General features: G+C 34.3%; 18 protein-coding genes. 1 reads left to right on the top strand and 17 read right to left on the bottom strand.

From position 1 onward, the window contains the following. Positions 1-24: 24 nt before the first annotated feature. From FYJ58_RS06145 to FYJ58_RS06100, 10 genes are all read right to left on the bottom strand, one after another. Positions 25-1,590, bottom strand: a complete 1,566-nt coding sequence (locus FYJ58_RS06145) for a ClC family H(+)/Cl(-) exchange transporter (RefSeq protein WP_328597809.1) — start codon at positions 1,588-1,590, stop codon at positions 25-27. Positions 1,591-1,943: 353 nt separating this feature from the next. Then, a complete protein-coding gene (gene ilvC / locus FYJ58_RS06140) occupies positions 1,944-2,954 on the bottom strand; it encodes a ketol-acid reductoisomerase (RefSeq protein WP_154518789.1) in 1,011 nt (336 codons plus the stop codon). 116 nt (positions 2,955-3,070) lie between these two features. Next, positions 3,071-3,577 carry an acetolactate synthase small subunit gene (gene ilvN / locus FYJ58_RS06135; RefSeq protein ID WP_154518788.1) on the bottom strand — a complete coding sequence of 169 codons (507 nt, stop codon included), beginning with the start codon at positions 3,575-3,577 and terminating at the stop codon, positions 3,071-3,073. 113 nt (positions 3,578-3,690) lie between these two features. Further along, complete coding sequence (locus tag FYJ58_RS06130) at positions 3,691-4,689, bottom strand: LCP family protein (RefSeq protein WP_154518786.1); 999 nt, start codon at positions 4,687-4,689, stop codon at positions 3,691-3,693. 22 nt (positions 4,690-4,711) lie between these two features. After that, positions 4,712-5,545 (bottom strand): LicD family protein, encoded by an 834-nt coding sequence (locus FYJ58_RS06125; RefSeq protein WP_154518784.1) that lies wholly within the window; start codon positions 5,543-5,545, stop codon positions 4,712-4,714. A 2-nt stretch (positions 5,546-5,547) separates the two neighbouring features. Beyond that, positions 5,548-6,387, bottom strand: a complete 840-nt coding sequence (locus FYJ58_RS06120; RefSeq protein WP_154518782.1) for a LicD family protein — start codon at positions 6,385-6,387, stop codon at positions 5,548-5,550. 72 nt (positions 6,388-6,459) lie between these two features. Continuing rightward, positions 6,460-7,380 (bottom strand): glycosyltransferase family 2 protein, encoded by a 921-nt coding sequence (locus FYJ58_RS06115; protein WP_154518780.1) that lies wholly within the window; start codon positions 7,378-7,380, stop codon positions 6,460-6,462. Positions 7,381-7,395: 15 nt separating this feature from the next. Continuing rightward, positions 7,396-9,837: a homocysteine S-methyltransferase family protein gene (locus tag FYJ58_RS06110; protein ID WP_154518779.1), complete on the bottom strand. Its 2,442-nt coding sequence runs from the start codon at positions 9,835-9,837 to the stop codon at positions 7,396-7,398. 39 nt (positions 9,838-9,876) lie between these two features. Beyond that, positions 9,877-13,248: an ATP-binding protein gene (locus FYJ58_RS06105; protein WP_154518777.1), complete on the bottom strand. Its 3,372-nt coding sequence runs from the start codon at positions 13,246-13,248 to the stop codon at positions 9,877-9,879. Positions 13,249-13,276: 28 nt separating this feature from the next. Continuing rightward, on the bottom strand, positions 13,277-14,491 hold the full coding sequence (locus FYJ58_RS06100; RefSeq protein ID WP_154518775.1) for an LL-diaminopimelate aminotransferase: 1,215 nt from the start codon (positions 14,489-14,491) through the stop codon (positions 13,277-13,279). Positions 14,492-14,803: 312 nt separating this feature from the next. Between FYJ58_RS06100 and FYJ58_RS06095 the strand changes: the two genes are divergently transcribed. Further along, positions 14,804-15,433 (top strand): PilZ domain-containing protein, encoded by a 630-nt coding sequence (locus tag FYJ58_RS06095; protein ID WP_154518773.1) that lies wholly within the window; start codon positions 14,804-14,806, stop codon positions 15,431-15,433. Between the two features lie 115 nt (positions 15,434-15,548). On the opposite strand, the gene FYJ58_RS06090 is transcribed toward FYJ58_RS06095, so the two are convergent. The 7 genes from FYJ58_RS06090 to manA form a co-directional block, all read right to left on the bottom strand. Beyond that, positions 15,549-16,331: a polysaccharide deacetylase family protein gene (locus tag FYJ58_RS06090; protein ID WP_154518771.1), complete on the bottom strand. Its 783-nt coding sequence runs from the start codon at positions 16,329-16,331 to the stop codon at positions 15,549-15,551. Positions 16,332-16,402: 71 nt separating this feature from the next. Continuing rightward, the gene (locus tag FYJ58_RS06085; protein ID WP_154518769.1) at positions 16,403-16,792 is read right to left on the bottom strand and encodes a bacteriohemerythrin; all 390 of its coding nucleotides are present in this window, start codon (positions 16,790-16,792) and stop codon (positions 16,403-16,405) included. Positions 16,793-16,806: 14 nt separating this feature from the next. Next, on the bottom strand, positions 16,807-17,295 hold the full coding sequence (locus tag FYJ58_RS06080) for a C-GCAxxG-C-C family protein (protein ID WP_154518767.1): 489 nt from the start codon (positions 17,293-17,295) through the stop codon (positions 16,807-16,809). A gap of 17 nt (positions 17,296-17,312) precedes the next feature. Next, entirely contained in the window at positions 17,313-17,444 is a 132-nt protein-coding gene (locus FYJ58_RS15030) for a hypothetical protein (RefSeq protein WP_268892665.1), read from the bottom strand. A gap of 38 nt (positions 17,445-17,482) precedes the next feature. Beyond that, positions 17,483-19,102: a GGDEF domain-containing protein gene (locus FYJ58_RS06075; RefSeq protein ID WP_154518765.1), complete on the bottom strand. Its 1,620-nt coding sequence runs from the start codon at positions 19,100-19,102 to the stop codon at positions 17,483-17,485. A 26-nt stretch (positions 19,103-19,128) separates the two neighbouring features. Then, positions 19,129-20,694, bottom strand: a complete 1,566-nt coding sequence (gene cls, locus FYJ58_RS06070) for a cardiolipin synthase (RefSeq protein WP_154518763.1) — start codon at positions 20,692-20,694, stop codon at positions 19,129-19,131. A gap of 211 nt (positions 20,695-20,905) precedes the next feature. Next, positions 20,906-21,844 carry a mannose-6-phosphate isomerase, class I gene (manA, locus tag FYJ58_RS06065; RefSeq protein WP_235912571.1) on the bottom strand — a complete coding sequence of 313 codons (939 nt, stop codon included), beginning with the start codon at positions 21,842-21,844 and terminating at the stop codon, positions 20,906-20,908. Positions 21,845-21,871 lie beyond the last annotated feature (27 nt).

The raw sequence follows: 21,871 nt of genomic DNA, 5'->3' as shown, positions 1-21,871 counted from the left end.
GACCTTTTGTATCATATTAATATTTTACTGCCCTTCATTTAACTTTTCAATTGTTTCATTTGCCATAGTATAATATTTTTCATCAATTAATACTAATATTTCATCACCTGCTTTTAAAAGTGTTTCTCCATGTGGGGTCAGTTCCTTTTCTCCACGTTTTATAGATACCACAAGTGAGAAATCCGGCCATGGGATTTCTTTAATTTTCATTGCATCCAGATCCGAACCGAGCGGAATAATATATTCTGCCAATATTTTTCCATCTCCGCCCCGAATAAGTGGAACACCCCGTTTTTTCAAAATTCTTTCCAAAAGACTTGAATAAATCGGCGGATTATTCAATAGATTGGCTACTACATAAGCAATGATACTAACAACAACAAGGTCAATCATTCTTGTCATGTTTCCGGTCATCTCTGCAATTAATACAATTCCGGTCAAAGGGGCACGGACAATGGAAGCAAAAAAGCCTGCCATTGCAAGAATGATAAATTTATGCCATAAATCCGGATTTAAGCCAAATAATTCGATACTAAGACTCCCATAAACTGCTCCAATATAAGAGCCTAAAATTAATAATGGAAAAAAGATTCCTCCCGGTGTTCCTGCACCAAAGCAGACCACTGAAAATAAAAACTTAGCAACTAATAGTACCAATAGAAATCCAACTGTCGATTCCTGCTTCATTAAGATTTCTACCATTACATGTCCACTTGTCAATATCTGTGGTAAAAAATATCCACAGATTCCCGCCAGTATAAATGGTATTATAATACGATACTCTATTGGAATCTTTGTAAGTTTTGCAAACACTTCCTGACCTTTAATCATAATAATATTATAGATGACGCCCAATACACCAAGTATAATACCAAGAACAATCAATAACCAGTAATACCGCAACGGAAATGTACTGTTTTCATAATGAAATACGGTAGACTGTCCAAAGAAAAATTTGGAGATATAATCTGCTGTAACTGCGGCTATCATTCCTACAACAATAACAACACCATCAAAGGTATGATGTATTTCTTCTAAAACAAACATAACACCTGCCAATGGGGCATTAAATGCCGCTGCAAGCCCTGCTCCTGCTCCACAGGATATCAGCGTTTTTTCTGCTGTTTTATTATTTCTCAATAATTTAGAAACTGCTTTTGCTCCCATTGCCCCAAGCTGTATGGATGGTCCCTCCCGACCAAGTGATAAGCCGCCTGCGATTGCCAGAGAGCCACCTGTTAATTTTGCAATAATGACCTTCCACCAGTTACAATTTAAGTATCCTCTCATTTCTCCGGTGACCTGAGGAATACCACTTCCGCTGGCCATCGGTTCCCATTTTACAATTTTACCGACAACATAACCCATTATAATTAATGCTGCTATCCAAACACAAAAATAACCTATATTTTCATGTAGGAAATCATTCATCCAAAATACAAACCGTTCTGCGGTGGATAAAAGATACCGATAAAAAACAGCCAATAAACCTGCAACAACTCCGACTAAAACTCCCTCTGTCATATAAATAAAGCTGGAACCCCTCTTATTTTCAACCCTCCGCAAAGTCTTTTCCGTTCTTTTTAACACATTTTTCGCTCCTATCTTATTCCTATTTTAATTTATAACTACTATGATGTTGGGGTCAAAAGATATTTTGACCCCTGATACCTACGAATGGCTACGCACTTTGTGCTCCTGGTATCCTACTCTTATAGTATAAGTGGTCTATTTTTGAATTTCCAGTAATTTTTTTCCACTTTAAGTTTTATGCTATCTTTGGGGCAGTGCGTTCCCGCCCGGAGGGCTTTTAAATTCATAGGACGTAATTTCCTATGAATTTAAAAAGACGAATAGAAGCAACCTATGTTTCCATTCGTCTTTTCCATTCTGTATTCTTTTTTCTATACGAACACTTACAGTTTTAGAAGCCTTTCCTCGTTCTAGTTATCTAATAATTTATTTTCCTCATTCCAGCTATACAACTTTCTAAGTTCTTCACCAACCTGCTCTAACTGATGACTTGCCTCTTTCTTTCTTTTCGCCATAAAGTTTGGACAACCAACCTGATTTTCCAGTAACCAGTCTTTTGCAAACTTTCCTTCCTGAATATCGGTGAGAACCTGTTTCATCGCTTTTTTTGTATCTTCTGTAATAATCTTAGGTCCTGTTATATAATCTCCATATTCTGCAGTATTCGAAATAGAATATCTCATGCCCTTGAATCCGCTTTGGAAAATTAGGTCAACAATTAATTTCATTTCATGAATACATTCAAAATATGCACTCTCCGGTTCATAACCTGCCTCTACTAATGTTTCAAATCCTGCTTTCATCAATGCACATACACCACCACATAATACAGCCTGCTCACCGAACAAGTCCGTTTCTGTTTCTTCACGGAATGTTGTCTGCAATACACCGGCTCTCGCTCCGCCAATTGCCAGTGCATAAGCCAATGCCAGATCATGTGCTTTTCCAGTTGCATCCTGATGAATGGCAATCAGACAAGGAACCCCTTTTCCTTCCTGATACTGGCTTCTTACTGTATGCCCCGGTCCTTTTGGTGCAATCATTGTTACATCAACATCTTTTGGAGGAATAATCTGTCCAAAATGAATTGCAAAACCATGGGCAAACATTAGCATATTGCCTGGCTCTAAATTTGGCTCTATCGACTCTTTATACATCTTAGCCTGTTTTTCATCGTTAATTAATATCATTATAATGTCTGCTCTTTTTGCGGCTTCTGCAGCTGTATATACTTCAAAACCTTGTGCTTTTGCTTTTTCCCATGATTTTGAGCCCTCATAAAGACCAATAATGACATTACAGCCTGATTCCTTTGCATTTAAAGCATGCGCATGTCCCTGGCTTCCGTAACCGATTACTGCAATTGTCTTTCCTTCTAATAAAGATAAGTTACAATCTTCCTGATAATAAATCTTTGCCATGTTGTTTCCCTCCATATATTAATTATTTATCTATGGCTTAATTCCCTAAATTGAACGACTCAAATCCACCATCGAAGCCGATTGGATTCTGTCCGTATTATTTCCAATTTTAGAGACTAGTCATCCATATAATCTGCCATATCCCCTGCACCTCTTGTAAGACCGGTAAGACCGGTTCTTACTAATTCTTTTATCTCAAATCCCTCTAACAGTTTCATAAAGCCATCTAATTTTGCCTGATTGCCAGTCAGCTCAACCATCATAGATTCCATTGAAACATCAACAATTTTAGCCCTGAATATATCAGCAACTGCTATAATCGACTGCCGTTCCTGCTGCCCTGCCTTTATTTTTACTAAAATTAATTCTCTACAGACCGATTCGCCATCTGCCAATTCTTTGATTTCCTTCACATCTTCTAACTTTGCAAGCTGCTTTACTATTTGTTCTAAAATCTGGTCATCACCGGAAGCCTGAATCGTCATCCTGGAAAATAATGAATTCTCCGTTTCACCTACAGAAAGACTATCAATATTATAACCTCTTCGACTGAACAAACCTGCAACACGGCTTAATACACCTGCTGTATTATCAACTAAAATAGATAATACGATTTTACTCATACATGACTCCTCCAATCTGCCCCTTTACTACATCACTATAGCGTGTTAAAGAATACAATATTTTGAGAATTATTTTATCAATACTGGTTAACTTTGTCAATTAATTTCTAAAATTATTCTGATTTTTCCGTATTTTTATCAATGTTTGCATCTTCAAATATAAAATTGCGAAGTGCTTCTTGATTTTTCTGAAAATCGAGGACAAGAACCGCCATTCCACGAATTTTCGCATCCTGGAATGAATTATCCACCGGTATTCTCATCTGTTCAAATTTTGTTGTTCCCATCATTACTACTGATAAGAGATACGATGTAATTTCATCATTTGTCAAATCCGTTACAATTGATGGTAAAATTTTATTCATTAAATCTTTTAACTCACCAATTGACATTCCCTTAACTTTTGTAAAAATAGACTGTAATACATTTCTCTGTCGCTGTGTCCGACCAAAATCTGCCTTTGCGTCCTGACGAATTCTTGTATAAGCAAGTGCCTGATTTCCATTCATCAAATTAAGACCCGGTTTGACATATTTGGCAGAATCATCTTTATTTGCATATGCCTTTACAAGATATTGATACTCTGCATCTGTTAATTCAATCTCAACACCCCCTATTGTGTTGATTACCTCTTTAAATGCTGCAAAGTCAACAACAACATAACCATCTAATTTAATACCAAAGTTTTCAGCAATTGTCTGGTATAATAACGATACTCCTCCAAATGAATATGCTGCATTAAATCGGTTTTCTCCATGTCCCGGTATTTTTACATACATATCACGCATTAAAGAAGTAAGCTTTAACTGTTTATGCTTTAGGTCCATTGTAGCAATCATAACTGAATCCGAACGTCCGGCCTCTTTCCACGCCTTTCGTTTATCTGCACCAACCAATAAAATATTAATAATTTTATTCTCTGATACAAGGTTCGTTTCATTGACATCTACATCACTTAAATCAACTCCCGATTCTCTGTTTAGTAATGAGAGCGAATGATTATATTCGTATGCAACTCTTCCTGCAAAATGTCCCACGACAATTGACAGCATAATCAATATTCCAATAAGAACTCTTATTCTTGTTCTTTTTCTTCTCCGTTTTCCAGTCATATTTCTTCCCTTTACCTGCCTTCTAACGTTCCCTTTGCTTTTTATACTCCTCAAATGGAAGTTCTAAATCCAAAAAATAAGCAGGATGTTTTCCTTTCTCTTGCTCTTCCTTCGAAGGAATCTGCATATAAGTATCTCCATACAAACTTGTAAGATACTCATGTGCATTACCGGCTCCAAAGAATTTATGTCCTTCAAATTCATATTCCTTCGGCGGTAAAAAAACCTCTTTTTTAATATTTTCCTTGATTGTCCAATGTCCAAGATGATTACAATAATATAGATTTTCTTTTTTATTGTATTGTTGTATTGTCTTATCTATTTTTTTTGTCAATCCATCAATTGTGAACAACGCCCGAACAGTATGAATAATGCAAGCCTTATAAAATGCACGATGCTTTTCTTCATAATCCATTATTTTAGCATATAGCATTTTCTTATAAATATATACTTTCATCGCCTGCAACTTCTGCATCCGGCTTGTAGAAGCCCCTCCGTCCAATGGAAAAATCTCAAGATAAACTCCGCCTGAATAGTTCTTTTTATTTCTTCTATTTTCAATGCAAGTCGTAGTTCTATCTTCCATATGGGCAAATGCATAAGGGACATCCTTTTCTATGCTTCGGTGTCTGATTATATATTTTTCAGGTAAGGCGTCCTTTGCCTCTTTTATAAAACGCTCATAATCACTCCTTGGAATTCCTATATCAATATCATCATCCCATGGTATAAAACCTTTGTGACGATAGGCTCCAAGCATCGTCCCACCAAGCATAAAATAAGTAATTTTTTTTTCCCTGCAAAACTGATCAAAAGTGCAAAAAAGCTCTAATAATTTTTCTTGAAGCGGTGTCATATTTATGCCTCTTTCTTTTCTATAATCTCATCCTGATAATGAATCTTTCGTGCTGACTCGGGCGGAAGCTTCATATAATCGCCAAACATATGAGTCAGATACTCATCGCATTTTTCCGGACCTCTTACCTTAAATCCCTCAAAATCCCATAATGTGCTGTTCTCAAAAGCCCCAATATATTCTTTTGGAACAATTTCTTTTACATTGTATGCACCTGTTATTGTACCTACAAATTTTGATGTGTCATAATTTTGTTTGTGAAATAACTTATCCATGCGCTTATAGATTTTTTCAATCTTTAGAATCTTATACAGCCGTAAAAACTTGCAGATGTGAAGAAGAATCTGCTCTTTTTTTGGTCTGCTTGTTCGAATTCCCGTTGAAACATTTGCAGCACCACAGAAAAAGCGGAGCATCAAAACTTTTGCGTAGTAGATTTTCCTTAGCAAACCATTGTTAGGTGTTCCATCCATTGGAATAATATCAATTAAATATCCTATTCTCGTTGTTGCATCATTATCCACAAGATTTTCCCGAAGCTCGATATTTTTATTTCTAATTTTTGCAAAATAGCTCTTAAAATTTTTGTCATATCGAATCTCATCCACAATTAAATGATTTGGCATCACTTTTGGTGCAAGTTCCACAAACTTATCATAGGAAGGTCTTGGCATGGCTACATCAACATCATCATCCCATGGTATGAAACCTTTATGACGGACTGCTCCAAGCAACGTTCCTCCAATCGCATAGTATTCCAGATTATTTTCTTCACAAACCTTAATAAAAGCCTTAAAAGCTTCTGCCTCGTATTCATGAAGTTTTTCTAAATTGTTACTCATAATTTTCCTTTCTTTTGAACATACCTTATAATATATAACGTTCCTCTTTTTCTTTTTACTACAACTTCTTCACTAATCCCAATATGATTTATTCATACTACATGTCTTAATAACCTTTTTAGGCAGCGACTCATAACGGGAGCCAAGCTTGTACCCTAAAAATTTAAATCCGCTTTGTAAAACTAAATCTGGTATCAGGTAAAATTTTCCTGCTTTCAACAGATATCCGGCTGTATTTTTTACAAGCCGTATTCCTTCTGATTCCGATTTAATGCCAGAAAATATTTCTTTATATTGTTGTTGCGAAACTGCTAAATCAAAGTTTCTTGTAAACTGCTGCCAATAAGTATACTTATGAGAATGTATCACTTTTGCTTCTGCCGAATAGGCTATCGAATAACCGGCCTGAATTACTTTAGAAGCCATAATCATATCTTCATTAAAAATTGTTTTTAAAACAAAACCGCCCATCTGTTCATAAACTTCTTTTCGATAAGCTGCACAGACATTCGAGCAAAAATAAGTTTTTATTCCCAACCGTTCTAAATCCTTATTGGATTTTATAGAACTTACAGCTGGATAATTAAATAATCTTGTATATTTTTCAATCGCACCTGCATTGGAATTTGCCAGCTGTCTTCCATAAACCGTAGCGACTGACTTGTCCTCAAACGGTTTTAAAATTTCCTCAATCAAATGAGTATCAACTGGCACTGCATCTTGTGTCATAAATAAAATATATGGTGTGTCAGACAAAGATGCACCATAATTTCTCGTGCCACCATGATCAAATTCTTCTTTTTTAATATGATGTAATTCAACCGTTTCAATTGCACCATATTGATTCTTTATTTGTTCCCGATCACCTGCATCTGTATGAATCATTATAATACGATTTGGTTTTACAGATTGTTTCCTCAAATGTTCTACTAAACGCTCTAATTTTTCATCTGGTTTATATACAGGAATTACTACATCAATTTTATTATTCATAACTGTTTCTAACCTTTACCTTTTATTTTGGCAGTCAAGTAATCGCTTTGCCAATACAACTGCTTCTTTTGCATCTTTCGAATAGCCGTCTGCACCAATTTCTTTTGCAAAACTTTCTGTAATAACAGCTCCACCAACCATAATTTTTACCGACAGCTGTTCCTTTTTCACAAGCTCAACAACCGTTTTCATTTCCATCATTGTTGTTGTCATTAATGCTGATAGTGCAATAATCTGTGCATTATGTTCTTTTGCAGATTTTACGATTACGTCCGCTTTAACATCCTTTCCAAGATCAATTACATGGAATCCATAATTACGAAGCATAAGTATTACAAGATTTTTCCCAATATCATGAATGTCACCTTCCACCGTTGCCATTACAATTGTTCCCATTTTTTCTTGTTTACTATCTTGTTTTAAATACGGCTCTAAATAATCAATTGCTGTTTTCATCGCCTCCGCACTTCCAATCAATTGCGGTAAGAAATACTTCTTTTTGTCAAACAGCTCTCCCGCCTGATTAATCGCAGGAAGCAATAATTCATCCACAATCGAAGATGCCTCTATTTTCTCAGAAAGCCCTTGTTTTACAAGCTCTACAACCGAAGCTTTCTTTCCTTTTAGAACCGCCTCATAAATGAAACTTCTAACATCTTTTTCTTTTTTTACAGCCATTTTTTTTATTCCATCGGTAAGTTCGATTTTATCTTCGTTCACTACCTCGACATAGCGATTTGCAGCATCTTCTCTATTTAACAACAATTCCGTAGCAAATGCAACTGTTGTAAGCTCCTTTTGTAACGGATCCGCGATGCATCCGGTCAATCCCTCTTTTAATGCCATCGCTAAAAAAGTGCTATTGATAAGTGGTCTGTCCGGCAATCCAAATGAGATATTAGAAAGACCGCAAACCGTCGCCATTTGCAGATCAGAATAGCAATAGCGAATCGTATCCATTGCATCATAATATGAATTCTTATTGGCTCCCACTGTCGTAACAAGGGCATCAACTAGTATATCTTCTTTTACAAATTGATAAGCTTCTGCTTTTGAAATTATTGTATCAATAATTTTCTTTTTTTCATCTAGGTTTTTAGGAAGGCCTTTCTCAGAAAGCGGAAGAAGAATAAACATAGCTCCATATTTTCTGGCAATCGGAAGCAACCTGTCTGCTTTATCTTTCTCGAGTGAAATTGAATTAATTAAAGCTCTTCCCGGATAAATACGGAGTGCTTCTTCTATTACTTCTACATAACTAGAATCAATACAAAGGGGCAGATGGGAAACACCCTGCAAGCGATATAATACTTCTTTCATACATTCTTTTTCATCAATTCCGGTCATACCAACATTGATATCCAGCAAATCTGCTCCTTCCTCCTCCTGAGCCTCTGCAAGAGCTACAATTGTATCAAATTTATAATTTCTGATTTCCTCCTGTAATTTTTTTCGACCAGTAGGATTAATTTTTTCTCCAATTAATGTAAATCGATTCAAGGAAATTTCAGTAATATCCTGCTCTGTTGTGATAATTCGTCTTCTTTCCGGATTATGAACCGGAATCTTTTTGCCTTCTATCTTCTTTGCAAGGAGACGAATATGCTCCGGTGTCGTTCCACAACATCCACCAATGATATTAGCACCAGCTTCAACCAATTCTTTTGCCTCTTCTGAAAATGCTTCCGCGCCCATGTCATAATAAGTTGTTCCATTGATTAATTGTGGAAGACCTGCATTTGGTTTTGCAATCAACGGAATTCTTGCATACTTTGCCATTCGGGATACAATCTCACACATTGCTTTTGGACCGGTCGAGCAATTTACTCCAACTGCATCCGCTCCCATCTCTTGTAATACAACAATTGCAGTTTCTGGAGAAGTTCCATATAAAGTTCTCATATCATCATTGTAGGTCAGGGAAACCATAACCGGAAGATTACAAGTTTCTTTCACCGCCAAGAGTGCCGCTCTACATTCCTGAAGGCTCATCATTGTTTCTATAACAAATAAATCAACTCCGCCCTCTAACATATATTGAATCTGTTCTTTATATACATCAATCAGTTCTTCAAACATAAGATCACCAACCGGATAAAGCTGTCTTCCGGTCATTGTCAAATCGCCTGCAATATAAATTTTTCTTTCTGTCAAAGACTCAATTACTGCCTGCTTCGAAAGTTCTACCAGTTTACGATTCATTGAAGCAATGGACGATTCTAATCCATATTCACTAAGTTTGATACGATTACATGTAAACGTTGGTGCATAAATCACATCACTGCCGGCTAAAATATAACTTTTCTGCAATTCTTTTATTGTGTCCGGATGCTCTAAAATCCACCGTTCTGGACATACCCCTACCGGCATTCCTGCCTTCATCAAATTCGAACCGGTTGCTCCATCCAATAATACAATTTTTTGTTTGGTTAAGTTTCTCCATTCTTCTCTTGTCATGCTTATTCCTTTCTAAAATCTTCTATTTTATTAATCTTATCATTCATTCAGCATTTTTTTCATCTGTTTTAATGCCTCACTGTAATTTAATAATTTTAAAGCATTACGAGTTTCTTGTAAGATTTCTTTTCGTTCTTCTGAAAGATGAAATGCACTCAAATTTTCAATCCGAAGCAACGCAGCCTCATCATCAAATTCATCTATGTATGCGATAATTTCGGCAATAATTTCCTGTACCTCTTCTTCCCTGATTGTATCTTCCGTATTCTCACTTTTTATCTTTTTTCTTTGTTTTAATACTTTATCAACCTCATTTAGAACCGCCTGATACGTTTCTAATAATTCATCTGAATTATTCTCAATAAATAAAAAGTTTTCTGCCTTTGCCTCCATCTCATGCTGTTTTGCAATTGCAGATAATTCTTCTGCTCCCATACTGGCAGCAACACTCTTCAAAGCATGAGCTTCCACCATATAATACTGAATCCTATTTGTTTTTGCATACTCTTTTATAACACGGTATTTTATTTTACCTTCCAAAGCAAAAGTTTCTAAAAGCTCCCAATACGTTTTTAAAACGCCACCACAATTTTTCATTCCATTTTCAACTTTAACTCCAGGTATTTTATATGGGAATTCTTCTTCTTTCTTTTGCTCCTTTTCCTTCTTTATAATCAGTTCCTTTGGTAAAAGTTCTTTCAATGAATCTTCTAAACACAGAATATCAATTGGTTTTGATATATATCCTTGAAAACCATTTTCATAAAACATCTCCCTTACGCCACGAATTGCATTCGCCGTCAACGCCACAACAGGAACGTTCTTATAATACTCGCCATCCATCTTTCGAATCCGTTTCAACGTTTCAACTCCATCCAATTCCGGCATCATATGGTCAAGATATATCAAATGATATTTATTTTCTTTTAATAAACTCAAACATTCTCTTCCGCTCAATGCTTTTGTGATTTGAACTCCATACGGTTCAAGCAGTCCTTCTGCAACCTTAAGATTAACTGCGTTATCATCTACAATCAATACCTTTGCCTTTGGTGCATAGAAAAATTCCCGTTCTGTTTTGCGATATTTTTCATAACTTATTCCATTCAATGCTTCTGCAACACTTAGACAATAAACAGGACTCTCCATTGCAACGACTTTATCATAATCGTCAAATAAAGAGCCATATGGGATTAAAACAATAACTCTTTTTTCCAATCGAATCTGTTCTACTTCTTTTTTATGTCGGATATAAACCTTTTCTTCCATAAATACATGGGTATAAATTGGTGCTTTCAGTGCCTCCCAATCTATCATTTCTTCCTCTTCATAGTGCATTGGAACCAGAAATCTTCGAAGAACAGTTTCTACCTGCCTTGCAATTCTTCCACCAACTATAAATACATACATCTGCTCCTTTTTCTCAACTTCTACAATTGGACGCTCATCACTTATCTGTTGATAAATGTAAAAAGAAAAACGGCTTCCTATTCCATATTCACTTTCAACCATAATTTTTCCTCCCATCAGCGTAACCAACTGCTGGCAGATTGTAAGCCCTAATCCCGTTCCTTCAATTCCCTTTGTTTTTTTTGTATCCACCTGCGTAAAAGAATCAAATAACTTAGGAATATCCTCTTCTTTTATTCCAAATCCTGTATCTTCTACCTCTACATGAAGACAAATTCTATTTTCATCTTCTTTTTTTCTCTCTCCATTGATAATTAATTTTACATATCCTTTTGTTGTGAATTTTACTGCATTTCCTAATATATTTAATAATACCTGACGAAAACGTAACTGATCTCCAAACAACTCATCCGGTATTTTATCGTCAATATCTAACTGAAACTCTACATCTTTATCTTTTAATCTGCTGCAAATCATATGTGTAATATCATTTAGCAGGGAAGACACATAATAATGATCTTCTATCAGCTCTAATTTTCCTGATTCTATTTTTGATATATCCAAAATATCATTAATAATAGCCAGCAATGACTCTCCTGCACCCTTTATATTCTCCACATTTTCTCTTACCTGTTCTTCTAAATCTCTTCTTAGCAATAATTCTGTCATTCCAAGAATTGCATTCATCGGTGTACGAATTTCATGTGACATATTTGCAAGAAAAATACTTTTTGTCTTATCTGCCCGCTCTGCTTCTACCCTGGCAGCTTCTGCTTCAACTCTGGCATTCTCTGCCTCCACTGTTATCTTTTCTAGTAATTTTTTCTGGTTTTCCAGTTCACTAATCTTCTTTTCCCGATTCTCAATATGCTCTGTCGCATAAATAATTGTTCCCTTTCCAATTGCTCTTGCATCTGCTACTGAATTTGTTATGATGTCCATTACCTCTGTTACCGTAACTGCCTCCTGTGGACATCTGACATAGCATATACAAGTTGACAAAATTTCTCGTCTATCTTTTACAACCCATTCCTTTGAGAATCTGACTTTTATCTCTTCAATTAATTTTTCTACATCCACCTGTCCTTGCTGAAATAACAGCGTAAAGAATTCTTCTTCTAACCGATAAACACAGTTAGGAACCATTTCCGATAAATAAGAGGCAATCAAACGTAAAAACTCACATCCATTTTCAAAACCATATTTTTCATTTATCGTTTTAAACTCATCTAAAGCAAGAACAACCATACTAAATGGCTGTCCTTGCCTAAAATAATCATTTATCATTGTAATAACTGCATTTCTATTAAAAACCTTGGTTGCATTGTCCAAATTTTCTTCCGGATTTTGCAAAGATACATACATAATAAGGCATGCCAGAGCACTGGAAAATCCTGTAATCATAAAGTGTTGAAACACAAATTGTATTCCGATGGCAACTAATGTTGAGGATATAAAAAAATATATCGCAAATGTCTGCTCTTTACTCAAATTTTTACGATAAAAAAATGTATGAAGTATGGATAGAATCAGATAGATTATAGAATTAAGATATAAAATTATCATTCCGCTTCCCTGCGTATATACTCTTTGTTCATTAAAATAAAATATCCATCCTGTCCCTACATTCGATACTAATAATATGATAGATATTGCTGCAGGAACTATCAAATAACTATATTTTTTCCATACAATCTTCTCTTTTTCTACCGTCAATAGCAACATATATGCAAACCAAAATGGTGCAGTTAAATTTTGCAAAAACAAGAATAAAAAATTAACGATGTAATTAAAAGGTAAAGGCACAACATCGCCGTAAGTAATCGTAAATACAGATAGCACATTAAAACACGCCGCCATAAATGCAACTGCTATCATCCCATTGTAAATCCGATTTACCAAATTAGGCAGATTCTTGCTAGTGTATGAATATGCCAATGTTACCGCAAATATAAAAATCGCAGCAACTTCAAAATCAATTTTGAATATCAATGGTCTCAAACTCTGTTATGCCTCCTCCGTTAAATTATTATAATCGTTTTATTCTCTCCATCGCTTCAACTGTAGCTTCATGGCTTCCAAAACCAGTCAGTCGGAAATATCCTTCTCCACTTGGTCCAAATCCTGAGCCTGGAGTTCCTACAATATTCGCCTGCTCTAAAAGATAATCAAAGAATTCCCATGAAGTCATTTTATCCGGTGTTTTCAACCATACGTAAGGAGCATTGATTCCACCAAATGCTTCATATCCGGCAGAAATTAATCCTTCTCTTATTGTTTTCGCGTTATTCATATAGTAAGCAACCTGCTCTTTTAACTGTTGTTCCCCTGCTTCTGAATATACGGCTTCTCCGGCTCTTTGTACAATATAAGGAGCACCATTATATTTTGTTCCATGTCTTCTTGCCCACATAGCATGAAGTGATACCTCACCACATTTTAACTCTTTTGGAATGACAGTAAATCCAAGGCGTACTCCTGTAAATCCAGCATTTTTTGAAAAACTGCGCAACTCAATCGCACAAGTTCTTGCACCTTCACATTCATAGATTGTATGTGGTACGTTGTCTTCTGATATATATGCCTCATAAGCTGCATCGTAAATAATAACTGCACCAACCTTATTGGCATAGTCAACCCATTTTTGAAGTTCATCCTTTGTAATCGTAGAACCGGTAGGATTATTTGGATAACACAAATAAATCATATCTGGTGTTTCTTTTGGAAGCTCTGGTGTAAAATTATTTTCCTTTGTACAAGGCATATAGATAACCTTACTCCATGTTTCTGTTTCTTTATTATACTCTCCTGTTCTTCCAGCCATAACATTGCTGTCTACATAAACAGGATATACCGGGTCACACACAGCAATTTTATTATCTGAACCAAAAATTTCCTGTATATTACTAGAATCACATTTTGCTCCATCACTGACAAAAATTTCATCTGCTTTAATGTCTGCACCTCTTGATTCATAGTCACCTTTTACGATTGCATTTCTTAAAAACTCATAACCTAAATCGGGCGCATAACCATGAAACGTTTCTTTCTTTCCCATCTCATCCACTGCTTTATGAAGTGCTTCAATAATTGCCGGTGCTAATGGCTGTGTAACATCCCCAATTCCCAAACGGATAATTGATTTATCTGGATTTGCACTGGAATATGCCGCTACTTTTTTTCCAATCGTGGAAAATAAATAACTTCCAGGCAGTTTCAAGTAATTTTCATTAATTTTAAACATAGTTGTTCCTCCTGCTTTATTCAATATTATAGTGTTTCACTAATAATAATCAGATGTTGGGGGCAAAAGATATTTTGACCCCTGATACCTATGAATGACTACGCACCTTCTGCTCCCGTCATATTAAATTTAACAGTATGAACAAAGTTTGTCAATTTCTTCATAGCATCAAATAATAATTGGTCAGAAACCATTCCTTCAGATATTGTAATTATACACAAATCATAATATATATGATTGCTTTTTTTATGCAAATAAACTATAATAAATTAAGATTCTTTCATTTTCCTTATATCAGATGGAGGCTGATTCATGAAACGAAATGAACTTGAAAAAAATCACAAATTCGAACTTCTAATTACTTATAATAATCAAACCCTTTCTTACGAAAGCAAAATATTTGATTTTTATAATGAATGGATTCTTATTCCCGTCATCACAGTAGATAAAAAAATTGTTGGTTTTTCCGAAAACTGCAATGTTGATTTTATTTACGCAGATGACAGCCAATTATACCGTTGGCAAAATATTTCCTTAAAGCCTGTCCGCATGGGTAAAAAAGTTTTACACAAAATCGAAATGGGTGAAGAAGGAACCTTATATAACCGTAGAAAAGCTTTTCGCTTATTTATCGGGGAACAAATGAAATTGCGTTATAGTACAGAAGATGGAAGAATTACTACTCAGGTTTTAGTAAAAGATGTAAGTGAAACCGGATTTGGTTTCTTTTCCAAGGAAGACCTGTCATTAAAAAAATTAGTTTCTATTCATTTAATTGACAACTCGATGATTTTAGACCTTTCCGGAACAATTGTAAGAAAACAGAAATTAGAAGATCGAGACTCTTTTTATTATGGTTGCCAACTAACTCACAGGAATGACATACTAAACAAATACATAGTAAAAAAACAAAGAGAATTATTATATTCTCATTCACATTAAGTAAAATGGTCCTCAAAAGTAAGTCCTAAAATAATAGTTATATTTTTATTCTGGCTTTACTTTTAAGGACTGTTTTTTCTATATTTTATACTTTTTTGTTTCAATAAGTCTTCTTTTAAGCTTTATGCTGACGCCCTTCTGCATCCATCTCATAATTATCTTTATAAATTAAATCTGAAATTCTGACAAGTTGAAACCCTTTTTCTTCCAAACCGGTAATCAAATCATCTAACGCATCTGCTGTATACTTAGCACCATTATGACAAAGTATAATAGAACCATTCCCCAAATGCTTATGATTTAAAACTGTATTGAGAATAGAATCTACGCCATAATCCTTCCAGTCAAGGGAGTCAACATCCCATTGAATACAGTGATACCCATTTTCATTTGCTGCCTCTACAACAGTATTATTATAATCCCCATAAGGCGGACGAAATAATATCATATCTTTTCCTGTCAGTTTTTTTACCTTTTCATGTGGTTTCATAAGCTCCTCTTTGCACTGTTCTTTACTAAGCTGTGACATCTGCTTATGATTTTCACTGTGATTTCCTAAATCATGCCCTGCTTTTGCTATTGCTTTTACATCATCCGGATAAGATTCAATCCAGCCGCCTGTCATAAAAAATGTTACATGCACATTATGTTTTTTTAAAATTTTTAATATTCTTTTCGTATCTTCGTTTCCCCATGCTGCATCAAAAGATAATGCAACTTTGGGTTCTTTTTTTTCTACACAATAAATCGGAAGCTTTCTATCGCTTGTCTGTTTCATTGTCGCTACTGCGTCCGGTAAATAGTAAAAACCCATTAATACAAGTAAAATTCCTGATAATGCCAATAGCGAACTTTTAGCAAAATTAATAAATTCTTTTTTTTCTTGTTCCCTATTCATAAAAGCACCTAAAATATATTCTTATTTCTAATATATTTTAGGTGCTCCTTTGATATTACAAGATATAATTTTTATTTACCAATCTGCTTGTCCATATGCAAAATATGATTAAAAAGCCAATCCGTTAAGAAAGTAAGAATATCCTGAATTGCCTCTTCCGGATTTTCATCAACCTCATTTAAATCAACTACTTCTAATTTTTCAATAAATTCCTGATGTTGCACTTTTTGAGAAAATATCTTTTTGTATCCAATACTTTCCATATATTGCTCCTCATGTTCAAAATGCATGATTGTATATTCTTTTAATTGAGCAAGAATATCAACCATATTATCATATTTGTCTGCAATATAATCATTATGTAATACTTGATACGCCTCTTCTGCTATTTCGAATAATTTTTTATGCTCTTTGTCAATTAGTTCAATTCCTGTTAAATAATCATCCTTTAACTCATACATAATTATACCTCCTACTAAGCCTTTTCCTTTGTTTCTTCTGTTTCTTTTATATATTGTTCCATAATTGCCGCAGACATACCAACCAATTCGACACAAGGTCTTTTTTTATAATATTCTTTTGTCCTGTCCTCTGGCACATAATGGTCCTTACCCTGTCCAAGCCCCAGCAATTCTCTGCAAACAATTGAATGATTTCTTTTTTCAAACTCTCCTGCCAGTTCCTGAATTCTTTTATAATGCTCACTTTTTTGTTGGTTATCCGTAGGATCCGCATATCCATAGAGTATACCTGCAACCATAGACATACCACTTACCGAACCGCATACCTCTCTTAAACGCCCCATTCCACCACCAAATGATGAACTCAACATCAATGCCGTTTTGTGATCCATATCATACTTATCCTCAAATGCAAGGAATACTGCCTGAGAACAGTTATACCCTTCTTTAAAAAGTTGCATTGCTTTTTGTGCATATTTACTTTTTTCAATACAAATCTCCATAGTATTATTTTCCTTTTCTACTTAATCTTAAATTTTTGTGTTTCTTCATTTAAATGCAGAGCAAGTATTGATAAACTTTCTGTTGTCTTTGCTACCTCTTCCATTGCCTCTGTTATTTCATTTATCATTTTAACATATTCTTCTGACATTTGGTATACATATTCCTTCGTCTGCTCTGCCAAATAACTTAATTGTTTTCCCCTTTTGTTGTAACACAATTTTTCCCATGCAATTTTGAATAATATAATCTTTTATCTGCAAGTTTTATTGGATAATCTGTTTCCATACTAAATGAAGTTCCCACACTAATCGTTACTTTGAGTTCATCTTCCCAATCTAACTTTTCTACTCCTTCTCTAATTTTCTCGGCAAGTTTAACTACATTCTCATATTTTTCCGTTCGATATAAAATCAAAAATTCTTCCCCACCATACCGAAAAACCGTAATATTTTTAGAATTATATCGTTTTGCTATTCTGGCTACCCCGATTAGTATCTCATCTCCCTGCTGATGCCCATATAAATCATTTACTGATTTAAAATTGTCAACATCTATCATGATACATCCATATTTTTTCTTTTTTCTGTCATATTGTTCATAAATCCTCATCATCAGTTTTCGATTGCACACCCCTGTCAAATGATCAATACAGCTTTCTTTCCATACTTTATTGCATCGTCCAATTGCAATAAAAATCAAGAAAAGTAACCCCATCACACTAAAAAGAAAATGCTGTTTCATCTTTTTGTCATTCTCATGAGTAATCAGCTCATCAATTAATTTCTCAACTGAATCTAACATATTAGAAGCATAATTAAAATTACTTTCATCCACTACCTCTGGATATAGTTTCCAGGCTTTCCTGCTAAATTTTTTAAAAGAAGGACTATCGTTAGCTTTTGCAATTTCTGTTAAACTGACAATTAACTTTAATTTCATAACATTATAAGAAAATTGGTCACAAAAAGCGGTGTATTGGTCACTGATTTTAATTGCCTCATCATACTTATTATCATATGCTTTCAATTTCGCATCTACTTCTAAAAAAGGAAGCAAATATTCAATTAAAATATACTTACTATCGTCATCATTTGTATAATAATATTTCTCTCTTACTTTGTTCAATATTTTTTCAGCCTTTTTATATTGCCCATTTTGCATATAAATTCTTGCTTTAATAACAGTAAGACAAGCTTTATAGAAATCTTGTGCTTTTTTCGATTGTAAAATATAATATTCTGCTTTCTTACAAGCACTAAATGCTTTTTTCGTTTCTCCTGTCTTAGAATAAATATCTGCCAGTGTCATATATGCCTTACGCATTACCTCTGAATTACTTTGCTTTATTATGTTTTCCTCATTCATTATACTTAAAATAATTTCTTTTGAAAGCCCAAATTCATAGCGTTCGACCAAATATTTTGCAAGGTTAATACCAACTAACATTTCTTTTTCATAAAGTCCTGCTTTTTCGTATTGATAAATTGCATAGCCGGAATTAAAAATATACATGGAACTATCATTTTCCAACATGTAAATAACAGATATATTTTCAAATAATATACCTTTTTGTTCACTTGTTAAGTATCTTTTCTTTGAAAGCATATGCAGTTTTTTCAGTTCTTCGTCTCTTGCAGTTTCTGAAAACGTTAATTGAGAAATTGTATTATAAATCTCTTTGTCCAAATTTTTTCTATGGCTAGAAATACCTATCGTATAAATAACAACTCCCAATAAAATAACTATACACCCTGTTAATATGAATACCCTTTGTTTTTTATAGTAAGCTATAAATTCTCGAATCATTTCATTTCACTTTCTGTGTTAATCATTTACATCAATGGGGCTATCAATCGCAATACACTTCCGCAAATTCGTTGTAATGCCGGTTGCTTTTTGCAATCTTCTAATGTTATCTCCTGACACTTTTTCAATGTATTTTGAAAATCTCTTTCCATTTGGAATATTTCGGAATTTTTATAAAAATAAGAAGCACACTCAAAATGCAGATACAGACTTCGAAAGTCAAGATTAATTGAACCTACTACCGCCTTCTCATCATCTGATACAAACACCTTTGCATGGACAAATCCAGGTGTGTATTCATATATTTTAACACCCGCTTCCAGTAATTCCTTATAATAAGTTTTTGCCAGCCAGAATGCGTATACCTTGTCTGGTATATGAGGCATAATAATAACAGTGTCTACTCCTCGTTTTGCAGCATGTGTAAGTGCAACCATCATTTCATTATCTAGAATCAAATATGGTGTCATTATATGAACATAAGAACATGCCTGGTGGATAATGTCAAAATACACCTGTTCTCCTACATTTTCTTTGTCCAAAGGGCTATCAGCATATGGAATCACATATCCATCTTCCAACACTTCTCCTTTTCTTTTTTCACACCAATGAACATACTGCATATAATTCTCTGGCTGTTTTTCTGTTATGTTCCACATTTGCAGAAACATAAGCGTAAAACTTTTTACGGCATCCCCCTGAATCATCACTGCCGTATCCTTCCAATGTCCGAACCGTTCTTTTTTATTGATGTATTCATCAGCCAGATTCACTCCTCCTGTAAAAGCTGTAAATCCATCAATAACTAAAATTTTTCGATGATCCCGATTATTTTGATAAGTAGAAAGTGCCGGTACAATTGGCGAAAACATTTTGCATTTAATTCCTTTTTTCTTTAATTCGTCTGGATAATGATATGGCAGCAATACCATGCAACACATTCCATCATACATTACCCTTACTTCAACTCCCTCCTTCACTTTTTCCTCTAATATTTCAAGCACGCTATTCCACATATAGCCCTCTTGTATAATAAAATATTCCATAAATATGAAATGTTTTGCTTTTTTTAACTGAATCTTCATTTCTTCAAATTTATCTTCTCCCAAAGGAAAATATTTTACTCTGGAATTTATATACGCAGGATAACCTCCATATTCACATAAATATTTTGCAGTAGAGGCAACGTGGGTATCTTCCTTTTCTAAATCTTCCAAAACTTCTTTTTCCTGCTCTAAAAAAATTCTCGTTTCCTTTATTAATCCTGCATGCCGTTTTGTCAACAGCCTAATTTCAATCTGAAGATGAGTATACAGATATAATAACACTCCAAATAACGGAACTACTAAAATAGGTATAATCCAAACCATTTTATAAGTTGGATTTGTTTCATCATTAATAATGTGTAATAGCACAACAGCTGCCAATGCAATCGAAGCACCGTACACATAAATAACATATCCCTGTAAAAACTGATAGAATGCAATTAAAAGCCCTACTTGCATTAAAATCATTAAAATAACAATTAGCGTTCTTCCATAAATAAGCTGAAACAATCCTTTTTTTCCCTTTTCAATCTTGCCATTACTCATATACTTCCCTCCTTTTCGTAAATAAATCTAATAAAAAAACTTTCCCCTTATAATCTTTATTATAAAACACTTCTTGTAAAAAACAAAGAAAAAATAAGACCCTAACGCTAATTTTCAAAGCAAGATAAACGCATGAAGAAAATCCTACACACTATAGATGATAATGCTGTATAAGATTTCATTCATGCGTTTATCGTACTATAAAAAAATTCTACTTATTCTCTGTAACAAAAGAACCAATTAAAGTCATATTTCCATTTAATCTATATTCGCCATATCCGCTTGGAATCATAAAATGATCTCCTTTTTGAATTGAAATACCATCTATTGTTCCATTCCCTTCTATTACACTCATAATTTGAAAATCATGGTTCTGTGTAAAAGTTTCTGCTTTCCGAATCGTAAATTTTTGAACCGTATAATAGTTACACGCTATCAATGTTTCGACTGCCTGATTTTCATCTGCTGTTTCAGTCATTTTAAAATCTTCAAATGGGACTTTAATAACATCTTTGCTTTTGTCTACATGAAGCTCTCTTAATTTTCCGTTGCTTAATCGGTCATAATCATAAACTCTATATGTAATATCACTATTTTGCTGTGTTTCTAAAATTAATGTTCCACCTTTAATTGCATGAACCGTTCCCGGATTAATCTGTAAAAAATCACCTTTTTTAATAGGAATTGTACGAATCAGCTTATCCCATTTTTTTTCATCAATCATTTGACACAGTTCTTCTTTTGTTTTTGCATTATGCCCCATTACAATTGTTCCATTTTCCTTACAATCTAATATATACCAACATTCTGTTTTGCCAAAGGAACCATGCTCGTGAACTTTTGCATAATTATCATCCGGATGTACCTGTATACTCAAATCATCCTTTGCATCAATAATTTTTATCAGCAAAGGGAATTTATCTCCAACCATTCCGCCAAACACTTCACGATGCTCATTCCAAACAAAAGATAATGTCTTTCCTTTCCACTCTCCATTTTTAATAAGACAATCTCCGTTTGGATGTGCACTGACTGCCCATGCCTCTCCTGTCTTATCTCCTGCACCTTCATAAGAAAATTCATCTTTCAGACGGTTTCCGCCCCATATCATATCTTTTAAAACAGGTTCCATAAATAATATTTCTTTCAACTTTTTCAACTCCTATTCACGATTATT

It is taken from the genome of Velocimicrobium porci, from assembly GCF_009696045.1.
GTDB classification, from domain to species: Bacteria; Bacillota; Clostridia; order Lachnospirales; family Lachnospiraceae; genus Velocimicrobium; species Velocimicrobium porci.
This window is presented reverse-complemented; position numbering and strand designations above follow the sequence as displayed.